General features: G+C 62.9%; 13 protein-coding genes and 2 pseudogenes. 7 read left to right on the plus strand and 8 right to left on the minus strand.

Annotation, left to right across the window (positions count from 1 at the left end; translation table 11 throughout):
* Positions 1 to 78 precede the first annotated feature (78 nt).
* Positions 79 to 507, plus strand: a complete 429-nt coding sequence (locus ACYCO6_RS03545) for a hypothetical protein (RefSeq protein WP_459769343.1) — start codon at positions 79 to 81, stop codon at positions 505 to 507.
* Positions 508 to 975: 468 nt separating this feature from the next.
* Here ACYCO6_RS03545 and ACYCO6_RS03550 read toward each other — a convergent pair whose 3' ends face one another.
* From ACYCO6_RS03550 to ACYCO6_RS03565, 4 genes are all read right to left on the minus strand, one after another.
* Positions 976 to 1,536 carry a hypothetical protein gene (locus ACYCO6_RS03550; protein ID WP_459769346.1) on the minus strand — a complete coding sequence of 187 codons (561 nt, stop codon included), beginning with the start codon at positions 1,534 to 1,536 and terminating at the stop codon, positions 976 to 978.
* A gap of 256 nt (positions 1,537 to 1,792) precedes the next feature.
* A complete protein-coding gene (locus tag ACYCO6_RS03555; protein ID WP_459769348.1) occupies positions 1,793 to 2,302 on the minus strand; it encodes a hypothetical protein in 510 nt (169 codons plus the stop codon).
* 27 nt (positions 2,303 to 2,329) lie between these two features.
* Complete coding sequence (locus tag ACYCO6_RS03560) at positions 2,330 to 3,532, minus strand: HNH endonuclease (protein ID WP_459769351.1); 1,203 nt, start codon at positions 3,530 to 3,532, stop codon at positions 2,330 to 2,332.
* A complete protein-coding gene (locus ACYCO6_RS03565) occupies positions 3,513 to 3,749 on the minus strand; it encodes a hypothetical protein (RefSeq protein WP_459769354.1) in 237 nt (78 codons plus the stop codon). Before ACYCO6_RS03565 ends, ACYCO6_RS03560 begins: the two co-directional genes overlap by 20 nt.
* A gap of 651 nt (positions 3,750 to 4,400) precedes the next feature.
* On the opposite strand from ACYCO6_RS03565, the gene ACYCO6_RS03570 reads away from it, so the two are divergent.
* From ACYCO6_RS03570 to ACYCO6_RS03580, 3 genes are all read left to right on the plus strand, one after another.
* The gene (locus ACYCO6_RS03570) at positions 4,401 to 4,667 is read left to right on the plus strand and encodes a transcriptional regulator (protein ID WP_459769357.1); all 267 of its coding nucleotides are present in this window, start codon (positions 4,401 to 4,403) and stop codon (positions 4,665 to 4,667) included.
* A 165-nt stretch (positions 4,668 to 4,832) separates the two neighbouring features.
* Positions 4,833 to 6,386, plus strand: coding sequence for an ISL3 family transposase (locus ACYCO6_RS03575; protein WP_459769359.1), 1,554 nt, complete (start codon positions 4,833 to 4,835; stop codon positions 6,384 to 6,386).
* A gap of 268 nt (positions 6,387 to 6,654) precedes the next feature.
* Positions 6,655 to 7,356, plus strand: a complete 702-nt coding sequence (locus tag ACYCO6_RS03580; protein ID WP_459769361.1) for a class I SAM-dependent methyltransferase — start codon at positions 6,655 to 6,657, stop codon at positions 7,354 to 7,356.
* Positions 7,357 to 8,000: 644 nt separating this feature from the next.
* On the opposite strand, the pseudogene ACYCO6_RS03585 reads toward ACYCO6_RS03580, so the two are convergent.
* Positions 8,001 to 8,171 (minus strand): annotated as a pseudogene (locus tag ACYCO6_RS03585) (IS6 family transposase); the annotation flags it as partial.
* A gap of 78 nt (positions 8,172 to 8,249) precedes the next feature.
* Positions 8,250 to 8,408, minus strand: a pseudogene (locus ACYCO6_RS03590) (recombinase family protein); the annotation flags it as partial.
* A gap of 313 nt (positions 8,409 to 8,721) precedes the next feature.
* On the opposite strand from ACYCO6_RS03590, the gene ACYCO6_RS03595 reads away from it, so the two are divergent.
* From ACYCO6_RS03595 to ACYCO6_RS03605, 3 genes are all read left to right on the plus strand, one after another.
* Complete coding sequence (locus ACYCO6_RS03595; protein WP_459769362.1) at positions 8,722 to 8,961, plus strand: DUF6894 family protein; 240 nt, start codon at positions 8,722 to 8,724, stop codon at positions 8,959 to 8,961.
* A gap of 588 nt (positions 8,962 to 9,549) precedes the next feature.
* The gene (locus ACYCO6_RS03600; protein WP_459769364.1) at positions 9,550 to 10,020 is read left to right on the plus strand and encodes a tyrosine-type recombinase/integrase; all 471 of its coding nucleotides are present in this window, start codon (positions 9,550 to 9,552) and stop codon (positions 10,018 to 10,020) included.
* Between the two features lie 513 nt (positions 10,021 to 10,533).
* On the plus strand, positions 10,534 to 10,785 hold the full coding sequence (locus tag ACYCO6_RS03605; RefSeq protein WP_459769365.1) for a hypothetical protein: 252 nt from the start codon (positions 10,534 to 10,536) through the stop codon (positions 10,783 to 10,785).
* A 260-nt stretch (positions 10,786 to 11,045) separates the two neighbouring features.
* On the opposite strand, the gene ACYCO6_RS03610 is transcribed toward ACYCO6_RS03605, so the two are convergent.
* Both ACYCO6_RS03610 and ACYCO6_RS03615 read right to left on the minus strand, forming a co-directional pair.
* Complete coding sequence (locus ACYCO6_RS03610; RefSeq protein WP_459773420.1) at positions 11,046 to 12,374, minus strand: sensor histidine kinase; 1,329 nt, start codon at positions 12,372 to 12,374, stop codon at positions 11,046 to 11,048.
* Positions 12,375 to 12,452: 78 nt separating this feature from the next.
* Positions 12,453 to 12,665, minus strand: coding sequence for a winged helix-turn-helix domain-containing protein (locus ACYCO6_RS03615; protein ID WP_459769367.1), 213 nt, complete (start codon positions 12,663 to 12,665; stop codon positions 12,453 to 12,455).
* Between the last annotated feature and the right edge of the window lie 30 nt (positions 12,666 to 12,695).

A 12,695-nucleotide genomic window follows, 5' to 3' on the forward strand; every position in this document is an offset into this window, starting at 1 on the left:
ACACCTAGCTCAACATCAGGCCCGACAGCCGGTTCGACGCAAGGTGAGACCAGGACCGCCACATGCGACGCCAGCTGCGTGCGCGCCAGTGCCGAACGTGCTTCGCAAGCCTGCGCTCCGCGGATCGAGAACGAGGCGCCGTTTGACTTCGAATGGCTGACCCGGCCCTACGGCGGCATCTTCCAGCAGGCCGATCCGCCCGCTCCGGGAGGCACAGTCGTGCGCTACAAGGGCGACTCGATCCGGTTCATGAACCCGCAGCGCGAGTGGGTCCGCATCACTTACGAGTGCGCCTACAACGCCGCAACACAGCACGTCGACGGTGTGACCGTGCGCCTTGGCCGGCTGAACGGACGAGGCCTGCCACCCGCACCGACCGCTAGCGCGGCGCGCACAGCCGCCGCTGCTCCGCAGGCGGGCCCGGCGGCCGCGCCCGTCAAGCGCAAGCCGAAACCCGGCGAGCCGAGCAGTATCGAGATCCTTCAGGTCAATCCGTCCGGGAGGTAGACATGATACCGAGAGGCATCGTCCCGATCGTCCTGTGCCTGGCGAGCACGCAAGCGTATGCGCAGGTGCCAACCAACGTGAACGATTGCACGCTGCTCCCGGACCCAGTCGCGCTCAAGCGGTGTGTCGACGGCTTCGGACCGCAGAGCCTGAGGTCTGCCACGCCGCTACCGTTGCCCTCTGCGGCACCGGAAGCCGCGCAAGCGGCGCAACCTGATCCGGCCGCGCGGGCTGCGCCGGCTCCTCCAGCGAATACCCGCTCGGACGACTGGCTGCATGGCGGGAAAGCGACGGCTGAACCGGATCGATCGGATTCGAACGCCATCCAGCTCGACGAGTGACAGGCTCGCGCCTCATCGTTCGCGACCGCGACCGAGGTCTCGCCTCGGTTGACGGACACACAAGTGCCGCGTGAGGTCCTCGTCTAGCCGGCGTCAAGCGCCGCTGTCGTGCTGCTGCGCGCGTTCGTCAATGCTGCCGGACGGTCAGAACAGCACCTGTGCCGCTCTGTGAATAGACCGCGATTTGATGCGTGCCGGCCTGTGCGATCATGGCCCTGTCACCTGTCCCCGTCTGAGTGCCGGAGACGGAGTTGTACGAGCCACTCTGATCGATCGTGGCTGTGTTACCGCGCCCGGCTTGCAGCATTTGGATCTCGTTGTGATCACCGTGCTGGCTGGCGAGGAGCATAGCGAGATCGCCCTGTACGGTGGCAATACGGTTGCCTGTGCCTGACTGATCGGCCCTGAGCACGGATTTTTTTCCGTTTTGATCCACGTTCAGGGTATTCTGCTTTCCGGATTGTGATAGATCGGATGCATTGCTGGCATCTGGTGAAGTGGCGAATAGCTGATTTCTCGCGCCAACGGCGTTGTCCTTACCGGGTGGAGCGATGATTAGATCGTTGTAACTTGCTGCTGCCGTCGTAGCTGCGGAGCGGTGGTACGCCTCGTTGAGGTTGACGCTGTTCTGACTGCCCGCAGCTGCAGCGTGTGAAAGCGGCTGCGCGGCAAGCGTCAGGACGAGCATCGATGCCTTGATTGACTTGCGGCGGACAGGCCGACCAGCTGCAGCGCAACGCAACATGACCCGATTTTTCTGCTCTTCTAATTCGATCCTGCCCTTCTAAACCAGGCAAATTAAATTCAAGTAAATGACTCATCTATGACTTGCGCTACTAGTGTTTCGCAGTCGTAATGTTTTCAAGTTTTAACCTTATTAGACTTCCACCTGCGGCTAACAAATAAGAGTGGCCCGTCGCGCCAAGACGCCAGTCGGGCATATCTCATCGATCGGCCGATGGCGTGTTGATCTGCTCACCCACCGTGCGCGGCCACAAGTTCGGGGATCGTCTGACGAGCTCATCAAATCGTCGCACCGCAAACTTCCGGCGCGATAAGGATCGACGTTCGTACCGCTCTAGACCCTCGAGCTGCCGGAAGAGCGCCACAGGGATTTCGGTAAGTGGCTGGCCATTCGGTTCCGCTTCCCGTCCTTGGGCTGATGTCCCGCTCCTTAGCAGTGCGACCTTGAACGCCTTCACTCTCTGGAGCTGGAACTGCGCCTCGGCAACGGCCCGAGCAGCTTCTAGGACGCCCGCACTACTGACGTGCCCGCCCGCGATGAGCACGGCCAGTGCCTCGATCTCCGCCTCCACCTCAGGACTTGGGTCCACCGCTGATAGGCCGTGCTTACGGGCATTTTGTCCCGACCGGGCATTGCCTACGGCGCTCCGTGGGCCGGTGCTGGCCTGAGCATTGCGGCGATTGGCCTGCGTGGCGCGCTCGGAGGTCATTCCAGCCTCAAACTTCGAAACTGCAACTCACCGCGTCTCCGCGTGATCGACATCAAGGATGTCCGCGGTCGCAGACCGCACCTGCTGGGCCAAGCTCGCCCGCTTGCGCTCAATCTCGCGGAGAAGGGCGTCCCGCCGCTGATCCGCCGTTAATGCGAGTCGGTCGATCCGCTCGATCGATGGCAGGTTCATCAGGAACCCGTGCGCCTTGACGTCCTCGGCCGTCAAACCCCGCTCCTGGAGGATCCTGTCGACCCGGCCCTTCTCGCTCTTGCTGCCGGCCATCCAGCCCGCCGCAAGGGCGTCGGCAGAGGGGCCTCCGAAACTGGACAAACCCATGGGATCGGCGTTGCGGAGTCCCGGTTCAATCAGCGCCTCGGCAGCATTCAGCTGAGCTTGCACCAGAATCTGTCTGCGCCAGCGGCGCAACCGTTTCGCCTCCCAGATGAGATCAACGACGTCTTTGACCCAAAGAGCCTCGATCACGTCATCTGGTTTGACCTGTTGGACGATGCTGCGAAGAAGAGCGTCGTACTGCTCCGCGCCCTCGCCCGGCAGAAGCGGACGATCGTCGAACAGGAAATCGAGATGCGCCGGGATAGCCGGCCGAATATCCCCAGAGGAGGGGGCATCTTGGCGAGGACGGATTCTCTCCTGCGTTCTCACTGGTGGTGCTTCATTCGTCATCGGGGCTGCCGTTCTTGCCTCGTTCTTCTTAGCGGAACGCGCAGGGTGGGCGCAAAGTGGATTGATCGGGCCAACCCGGATTTCCACTGATCGTGTGCTTGGCTCGCCCGCCGGAGCCTCGCGCTGCTCTGACGTCGATCCCCGATCGACGCGACCGCTGACGGAACCGTCGCGCGAGACGACCGTGCCGTTGATCTTGCGCTTGAGCGCACAGACGCGCGAACCCGGCAGCGGTCGCGTGATGACAGAAGCCCCAAGGTGCCGGATCTTCTGCCGCTTCGCCCGCGCCGTACGGACGTGATCGTCTCGCGTCTTTTCACGACCGCACGCTTCGTGCGCTGGCCCCATATTCTCGAGGTCGTCAGCGCCACCGAGTTCCAGGGCCCGGATGTGCTCAACGATCCAGCGTTCGCGCACGCCGTCGATGCGCCGGCCACAGACAACACAGGTGCCGCATGTCCGCTCCCAGGCTTGAAGCCGGCGGTGTCCTGACAAGGGACCGCGCCGTGTCGTGCCGACGTCCTCAAGAGCGACGTACGGCATCGCGGCGCTCACCTGCAGGGGAGCGGCGTCCGGCAAGCGCCTTGAGCGCCCGGTGGGACAGATCCTCCCAATCACACAGCAATTGCTCGTAGCGCTCAATCAGCGCTCTGAGCTCCGCGTCGTCCTCCAGCGCAACGAGCTTCACCGGCAGGCTCAGTGACGCCACAGTCGGGCGTGCGGGATCGGCCGCGCGCCTGCGCGGTCCCCTCTGGGGCATTGTGTGCCTCCTCGCTTTGCTTGGGGTGGTCAGAAGCTTGTTGGGGGCGAGTTAGTGGCGAAATGCCCCCGTCTGCCGGTTCAGGCTATCGCCAGGATCAGGCTTCCAGCTGTGCCTTGGAGGCCGTTGGCTAAGAGGATACGCGGCGAGCGCGCCAGAGAGGCCGCTGATGGTGCATCACCACATGCTACGGCACTTCCCTCCCCACCTATCCTCCGGGGCTGGGGACTGCCGCAGTGCGACGCTTCGCGGTTATGCTCGATAGGCGGCTGCGCTCGTGTCGTTGCCGTGAGGCGGGCAGCCTTGGCGGCCTGCCAGGCGGCGGTAAGGCCGACCGAGATGCTGACGGACCAAGCGGCACCACTGCGGAGCTGGTGGGCTTTCGCCGCCTCGATGGCCAAAGACATGATAGCGGCGCGGTCGAACGCGCCGGCGGGGGTGACCAGGCGAGTCTGGCGGATGCGGGTCAGTCCCTGGATGAGGGAGCGAGCCGAGACGACGCCAGGGGTGGCATGAGTTCGATCGCTTTTGATGCCACGGAGAGCGGCGTTCCAGGAGATGCGACGCTGGAGAGGCATGGCGTTGAACCGGGTGAGTCGGTCCGATACTTATGGATCATAGAGCGCCATACGACAACACTTTAGGATCGGAATGAGCCAAAAAGATCAATCATTGGTGGCGGGCAGGCAGATCGCCGCGGCGCGCGCTCTTCTAGCAATCGGTCAAGCTGAGCTAGCCGCATCGGCCTCGATTTCCGTGCCAACTCTCAAGCGCATGGAAGCGAGTGAGGGACCAGCCGCTGGTATGGCGAACAACGTCCGAGCGGTGATCGCCGCACTCGAATCAGCAGGCATCGAGTTCATTCCAGCAAACGGCGGCGGCCCCGGAGTGCGGCTTCGGGAGGGCCGCCTTGGCTGACGTGCCGGTCCGCGTCTGCCTGTGATCCAGAGTGCGGTTCGGACGCCGATTGGGGCGCTGACAGCTTGATCTGAAAAGGGAGCGGAAGGGTCCCTTTTGGGCTCTGACTCACTTCTGGTGCAGGCGGGTTGATGGATCTCGGCTTCGGCCGTCGGAGATCCTGCCATGTCCCGCAGCCTTCATCTCGGTTCGGTCGTCCCGCCCGGCCTTGTCGTCGATCACATCGAGTTGGGGGCGGACCTGACCATCACCGCTCGGCCAATCGCCGCCTCGGCCCGGTGCCCGCGCTGTGATGGGGTCTCGTTTCGGGTGCACAGCCGGTACACCCGCACCCTGTCGGATCTGCCGGTCGCCGGCAGGCGCGTCGTCATCACGATTGGCGTCCGCCGGTTCCGGCGCGTCGGAACAGGGTGCCGGACGAAGGTCTTTGCCGAGCGGCTCGGACAGGATCTCGCCGCCACCTACGCCCGGCGCACAGGACGGTTGGACTGCATCGTTCATCATCTCGGCCTCGCCCTCGGTGGTAGGCCGGCGGAGAGCTTCGCCCGCCGGCTGATGGTGCCGGCGAGCCGGGACACGATACTGCGGACCGAGCGGCGCCGGGCCCAGAGGCCAGCAGAGCCCCTGAACGTGGTCGGCATCGACGACTGGGCGTTCCGCCGCGGGCAACGCTACGGCACGCTGATCTGCGACCTGGAGCGGCGGCGCGTCGTGGCCCTCCTGTCGGATCGCGAGAGCGGCACCGTCGAGGCGTGGCTCTCCGCCCATCCCGAGATCACCATCCTCGCCCGTGACCGCGGCGGCTGCTACGGCGAGGCCGCGACGCGGGCGTTGCCCAAAGCAATCCAGGTCGCCGACCGCTGGCACTTGATGGAGAACGCCAGCGCCGCCTTCCTCGATGCCGTGCGCAAGTCGATGGCCGCCATCCGCATCGCGGTGGGCGCCGCCACGATCGATCCTGGCCGGGTGACCTGCGCCGAGCGCCTGCAGTACGAGGGCTACCGTCGGCGAGCGGCAACCGCAGAGGCGATCCTGCCGCTGTCGCGACAAGGCATGCCGATCAGGCAGATCGTCCGCACGACCGGCCACAGCCGCAAACTCGTGCGCAACGCGCTGCGCGGTCTGACCGGCGACGTGTTCCGGGCGCGCCAGAGCAGCTTGGAGGCGTACCTGCCCCAGCTTGATGCCGAGTGGGCGGCCGGCTGCCGCAACGGTGCCGAACTCTGGCGACGCCTGCGCGCGGGCGGGTTTACCGGCAGCCTTCGCGTCGTTGGGGAATGGACCACGCGCCGCCAGCGCAGTGAGCAGGCTCCCGAGGGGACGCCCGGCAAGGTGCCCTCTTCGCGTCTCCTTGCACGGCTGATGACGACCGGGCGGGACAGCTTGATCAGGGCTGAGGCTTTGACGGTGACGACGATCGAGGCGGCGGTACCGGCGCCCGACGAGGCCCGTTCTCTCCTGTCCGGCTTCCAAGTCATGATCCGCGAGCGGAGGCCGCCGGACCTCGACGCCTGGATCGACCTGGCCGCTCGCAGCCTACTTGCGTCCTTCGCGAACGGCCTGTCGCGAGACAGGGCGGCTGTCGCCGCGGCGCCGGCCGAGCCCTGGTCGAATGGTCAGACCGAGGGGCAGATCACCCGTCTCAAGCTCGTGAAGCGACAGATGTTCGGTCGGGCCAAGTTCGATCTGCTCGAAGCGCGGCTGATCGGCCTCAAGTGAGGCTGACGGCATCGAGAGTGCGCCAGACCCCCTTTTGGACGCTGATCACACGCAAGTGATCGTGCACTCCATCCACGCTACTGTGTGCCGCGTTTGGGAAAGTGGGTGCCGTGTAGGACCCATTCACCGTTAAGCTGAGAATTAGAAAGCGCTGAACACAGCATCTCCCAGTCCGTCGCCATTGCCTGCTCTACATTTATATCTCAAAATAGACGCGGCCAACCCCGGTGAACATCGTGGTCGAAAACTGACGCAAGGGAGATATACCGTGTTGGGCCGCAGAAAACTCGAACACTTAGCCACCAAATACGGATCAGACAAGCACGGCTCGCATTATTACATGCAGCACTACGCGAGGTATTTTGAGAGGTTCCGAAGGCAGCCTGTGCACGTGCTCGAAATCGGCATCGGCGGATATGGAGAACCTAACGCCGGCGGATCAAGCCTTAAGATATGGCGTGATTATTTCCCGCAAGGGCAAATCTACGGGCTCGATGTTTTTCCGAAGAACGGCCTCGAAGAAGAGCGCGTCCACATTCTGCAGGGGTCGCAGGTCGACGTGCGAGATCTGGCGAGAGTTCTGGATGCTCCTGGGAACGCACAATATGACATCATCATCGACGACGGCAGCCACGAGAACAACCACGTCATTCTCACATTTGAGATGCTTTTTCCTCACCTAAAATCACCGGGCATCTACGTCATAGAAGATGTTCAGACTTCTTACTGGCCCAAATACGGCGGCACCAGCGCCGACTTTAACAGCACGCTGACCACGATGGGCTACTTCAAACGCCTCGCGGATGGTTTGAATTGGGTCGAGTACGACCGGCCGGGTTATATGCCGCGCGATACTGACAAGATGATTACAGGAATTCATTTTCATCACAACATTATCTTTGTAGAGAAGGGCGACAATACGGAACCGAGCAATATCGTGCGGAACAATCGCCTTCCTACTGATGCGTGATCAAAGCAGCGATTATCGGGCGGGACAGCGCGATCCGCTGGCAGCCCATGACCCTGGCGACGGTCGAGGCGGCGGTGCCGACGCTCGACAGCAAGTCCGGATGTCCGCGGGTCCGGCGTGGCTCGCCCTACATTGCGCGTACATGGGGAGAGGAAGAGGGCAGGGGGTTACCCTCGGGCGATCCTTAAGGCTCTGACCCGAGCTCGCCTTAGGGCGCACGGGACGCGCCGTTCGGCTGTGTGTACATGACAGGTCGAGAGATGAAGCCGAACGGCGGACCGGGCCTCGTCGCGGCGGTGATCCTGCCGCTCGGATCCGAAAGCGCTGTCCCTCATCAGTCTGCCTCCGGCAAGCCGCAGGGAACGGAGGATCTACGAGGATGCCTAAGCTCCAACTGCCGCCGATCACCGACGAGGAGGAGGCGCGCATCCAGGCTGGGATCGCGGCCACCCGGACAACCCCGAGGTCACCGACGCGCAGTCTGCTCAGGCGCGCCCTTTTGCCGAAGCCTTCCCCGAACTCGCGAAGAACTTGTGCCGCTCCCGCGGTCCATAGAAGGCTCCGACTGTGATCCTGAATGCGGTTTGGACGGGCCCGTCGCAAACCCGGATATAGGGCGCAGAAGAGCCTCTACCGTCCCGCGTTCATGCTTTGTTAGAGACGGGAAGTCCGAAGCAGGAGGCGAGCAGCTGGTTCTGCTCGCGCACCGTCCAGTCGCTTGCGAATCCGAAGCCCTTGCGCAGCCGCAGCATGGCTTCCAAGCCGCAGATCGTCCGCCGCACCGTATAGAATGACCGGAAGCCACCCACGCGCGGAGGCGTGTGTGACCCATCATTATAGACGGAGCGCCGGCGCAGGCAGCACAGCGAGGCCACACCAGCCGCGCTTGAGCCCAGGTAGGCCAGCGCCGCCTCGAACTCCGGCCGCTTAGCCCCGGCCTTGCCAGACTTCTTCTCCTCGAAGACGCGCTCGCACCCGGCCTTGGTCAGCGCGTCGCGCTGCAGGTCGAGGTTCTGGTCGAGGGTGGAGACGCGGGCACATCCGACGAGCATGTCGGAATCGTGCCAAAATGCCGTTTATCCAGCAATAGAAAAGCCGACAGGCTTATCCGACAAAGACGGGGCGTTTTCGACGGCTCGCGACCGGCTCCACCTCATCGCCGGGAAAACGGTCGGATACTGTTGGCGAATTCGCCTCAAGGCCTGCCAAGGTTGCCGCCACGCTTCGGGATTAGGCAGCTTGCCCTCGCGACCCAGGGCTACGGGGCCGCCCTCACGCCAGCCCGCTAAAGCGAATTCTCCGGAAACGGAGAAACACCGGCACACCTCTGGGTTTGCCCACCATGGGGGCGGGATGGAGGCGCGCGTGCCCCGCTTTTACTTCAACGTCCACGGTGGTCGCAGCGAGCTCGACGCCGACGGCACGAAGCTGATCAGCCGTGAAGCTGCACGCGTTGCGGCCCTTCAGATGGCCGGCGAGATCCTGAAGGACGAGGCGCACTGGCAGAGGCATGGCGAGACTTGGCGCTTGGAGGTGTCGGACGAGACAGAGAGGGTCGTCTGCTGCATCGCAGTGAGCATCAGTGACCTGAGCGCGGACGGGTGAGGCCGACACTGCCCATCACGCTGGTGACACTCGGTCAGGTCGCCGCCGTGAAGGGTGGTTGAGCGCGCCCTACTCGGTGGCTCGCCATTTCACGGGCGGCAGGGTCGCCACTGGCCGGCTTGAGGATGATCTTGCAGATCGCCTGCCAACATATGATCGCGCTCTGTGCGGCCAGGGTTAACGATCCGTCAACCGTGCTGCATCAGCTTGCCGTCAGCGATCGGCCGACAGGTCGAGCGACGGCAGAGCAGCACCGTCCCGGTACACCGGTGCGGCCTCGCCATCGCGGTCGCGCTGAGCCCGCCCGGTTCGCCGCGGCGGGCCTTTTTGTCTTTTGGCCGAGATCACCAGAACCAGATCACGCGCCCTGCATACAGATAGATCGGCGCCCAGATCACGATCGCAAAAACGACCGATGCTACGACAAGCGATAGCGGCGGCCGGGCAGTAGACCGCTTCCTCAACCGCTCAGAATCAATTGCGCCCATCACCGTCCGATACCCTGTAAGAACCGCCTGATCGCGCCAGGGACCGTGCTCCTGGCGAAGCATCAATCTGGGCGAAACGAGATGGGTTCATTCGTCCAGGATGCGAAACCGGGTGCTGCTGACCGTGCTCTACAGTGGGGGCCTGCGCATCTCGGAAGCCTGCGGCCTGCGCTGGCGCGATCTCGCGATTCGGGACACAGCGGGACAGGCCACGGTGTTCGGCAAGGGCGGCAAGACCCGCGCGGTGCTGCTCTCGGCCGCGACCTGGAAGGTGCTCGGCGCCCTGAGAGACCAGGCGGGGCCGGAGGAGACGGTGTTTCGCTCGCGAAAAGGCGGGGCGCTCGACCCGAGCGCGGTGCACCGGGCCGTGAAGGCGGCCGCGGCGCGCGCCGGCCTGCCGCCGGAGGTGTCTGCGCACTGGCTGCGCCACGCCCATGCCAGCCACGCGCTCGACCGCGGCGCCCCGATCCACCTCGTCCAGGCGACGCTCGGCCACGCCTCGGTTGCCACGACCGGCCGCTACCTGCACGCCCGGCCGAGCGAGAGCTCGGCACCGTTTCTCGGCGTCTAATCCGCGCGTCGAGTGTGCTCGCCGCGACTGCTCAAGCGAACGATCCTTGCGACGACGGATGGCGTGGGTCGCTGTCCTCCCGCCGGCGCTGCTGGCTGCTTACGCTCACTAGACTTCATCAGGCATCACTGACCAAGCATTGATGATGCTCAAATGCGAGCGCACAGTCCTCACATGCGAATCTTCCATGCTTGAGAGCGTAATACCCCAGAAGACGTCATCCTTAAACATCGATTCGCGCAACACCAACGCGCTCAGGGAGGTTTCGATGACCCTCACAGTGTTCGACCCGCGAACCGGAACTCAGGTGAGAATATGGGTTCCTGATAAACCCTCATCACCTCAATGCGAGCCGGCGATCGTTATTCGCCATCCTAGCTCCTCTCGCACGTAGGAACCCGTCATGAAACGCTCAAGCGAACTCGAGGCCAAGTGCCATGTCTTTCGCGAACTCGATCGCCTGCTCGCCCAACGTCGCGCAAACGTGAGCCCGCCCAGAAGGAGTGACTAGCCATGGAAATCGAACTGCTCAAACGCCCTGCTGGGCTTGCCATCTGGCGTGCGTCTTGTTCGGAGGCGCACGCTGCGCTTCAACATTTTACTACCCTAGAAGAAGCCATCGGCTCGGCCGCTCTGGCCCTTGTTGCCTCTGCAGCACAGCCCTGGATCGTGACCGAAGAGGGCGAAATTCTTCCGCCGAGCTGGATCCGCACTTACCTCAATCTAAGCGACCACACGGCGCAGGTCCAAGTTAACCGGGTGTAGGAGGCCTGTGGGGAAGTTTTCAGGGTTCGCAACTGGCAAGGCATGCGGGCCCGGGGACAGCCATCCGTTCCTGGATGGGGCATGCAGATGATGATAGCCGGAGATCGCTGTCACGAACATAGAAGCCGGCTGCGCCGCCTGCGGCGGCCTTACCTCAGACCTGATCTGCGGCGACGCCCACGTTCCGGTCGAACGTCTTCGAGCACATTAAGAGGGGCCGGATTTGCGTTCGATGATAGCAGGTTAAGGGCGGCCATCCCTCAGTTTTCGGCGGGAAAGTATAAGGACGCCTCTACACCCCTACCATCTGCAGCGTTCTTGATTGTTGCTGTTCCACCGTGCTGCTGGGCTATGAGGCGGACTAGGTACAAACCGAGACCGTGGTGCTCGCTGGCCGCGCCGGATCGGCTCGTCTTGAACGGTTGGAAGAGCACCTCGGCGTCACCCACGATGCTTGGACCCTGATTGTAGACCTTGATCTCTGCTTTACTCTCGTGAACCTCCAGCGAAACCACGACATCCGTTTGATCATGCGCAAACGAGGCGGCATTGCTCAGTAGGTTGCTGACCGCCTCCTTGAACAGGACTGGATCGACGCGGGCGTGCACATGCGGTGAGGAACTGAAGGAGAAGGTAACCCCCGAGTAGGTCTGGCTAAAAATCTGCAGCAGGTCCTGCAGATAGCTGTGAAGTTCAATGCGTTCCGGCTGGGCTCGCCGTACGAAAGCCTCGGCATCGGTTGCGCGACTCGCTCGTTCGATCAGGTGCCAGACCTGTTGCGCAGCGCTCATCGCGTTACGCAGGTGTATGTCAGAGCTCGGATCCTCAGTTCGCTTCAGGGCGACGAGCTCAATGCTGGAGTTGATCTGCGCGATCGGCTGCCGCACCTCGTGGCGCAGAAATACCGCGAGCTGGCGCAGCCACACGGTGTAATCGTCTGACTTCTTCTTTTCCTGCTCCAATCGCCTTTGCAGCAGGTACTTGCTCCGCTCCAGCCGTTCAATCGTGTAGCTCAGCGTCAGGCCAATGACGGCGGCGTAGACCATGAACGAATTAGCGTACAGGTACTCAAGGCCGTTGCGCTTTCCCGCTGTGTACATCGCCAAGTTGACGAGCAGGAACCCTGCTACACAAGAGCCGAGCGCTCGCAAGAAGGTGGCCCGTATGATCCCGCAGATGTACAGCAGTGTGAAGATGACAGCGCCAATGTAGAGAAAGACGCCCTGCTCCAACACAACGATCGTAATCGCAACACAGACTGCCGCGAGGAGCCATACGAGAACGCCGCCAGCCGGCAGGTAAGCGGCCGTCACTCGGTTGCGGGCAAGCAGAAAAACGGAGGTGCTGCCCAAAGCGAGGAGCAGGTGGTAGGCGATGATCGTCAGCTTCTGCTCTGGGAACAGATTGACTCCAAGCGTGATCATGAACAGGTGCAGGAAGGCCGTGACCGGCATGCCGATCAGCAGCGACAGGATCGTCTGCTCGGCAAAGTAATCGGCAAAGCCTTGCCGCTCTTCAGCTCCCAGCGGTGGGAGAGCGATTTGGGTCCACAATGTGCTGCGGGCTGCCTGACGGAGTAATATCTGCATCACCAAGCTACCCTTGCATACTCTTCCAATGGGCGTTGTGCGAAGAGCCTAATCAAGCTGTCGACCTGACACCCGGCCTCAGGGCTCATCGACCCAGCGATAACCGCGCGCGCGTTCGGACTTGATGCAGGCGAACTCTGGGGTGGTCTTCTGGATCTCCTCACGGATCGCTTTGATGTGCACCACGATCGTATTCGGCTGAACCGTGATGTTGGCTGCCCGCATCAACTGCGTGATTGAGCGGACCTCGCCAACATTTTCGAACAGGTCCTTGAGCTCGACTTTGGCCAATCGGACGGGTCGTCGAGGATGTGAGGTGAC

The sequence above is a fragment of the Methylobacterium sp. CM6257 genome, assembly GCF_054611515.1.

Bases quoted from the DNA above. Each gene is read 5' to 3' on its own strand.
- ACYCO6_RS03605 (WP_459769365.1), top strand. From the start codon at position 10,534: ATGGAAATCGAACTGCTCAAACGCCCTGCTGGGCTTGCCATCTGGCGT.
- ACYCO6_RS03550 (WP_459769346.1), bottom strand. From the start codon at position 1,536: ATGCTCGTCCTGACGCTTGCCGCGCAGCCGCTTTCACACGCTGCAGCT.
- ACYCO6_RS03600 (WP_459769364.1), top strand. From the start codon at position 9,550: ATGCGAAACCGGGTGCTGCTGACCGTGCTCTACAGTGGGGGCCTGCGC.
- ACYCO6_RS03555 (WP_459769348.1), bottom strand. From the start codon at position 2,302: ATGACCTCCGAGCGCGCCACGCAGGCCAATCGCCGCAATGCTCAGGCC.
- ACYCO6_RS03565 (WP_459769354.1), bottom strand. From the start codon at position 3,749: ATGCCCCAGAGGGGACCGCGCAGGCGCGCGGCCGATCCCGCACGCCCG.
- ACYCO6_RS03610 (WP_459773420.1), bottom strand. From the start codon at position 12,374: ATGCAGATATTACTCCGTCAGGCAGCCCGCAGCACATTGTGGACCCAA.
- ACYCO6_RS03560 (WP_459769351.1), bottom strand. From the start codon at position 3,532: ATGCCGTACGTCGCTCTTGAGGACGTCGGCACGACACGGCGCGGTCCC.
- ACYCO6_RS03570 (WP_459769357.1), top strand. From the start codon at position 4,401: ATGAGCCAAAAAGATCAATCATTGGTGGCGGGCAGGCAGATCGCCGCG.
- ACYCO6_RS03575 (WP_459769359.1), top strand. From the start codon at position 4,833: ATGTCCCGCAGCCTTCATCTCGGTTCGGTCGTCCCGCCCGGCCTTGTC.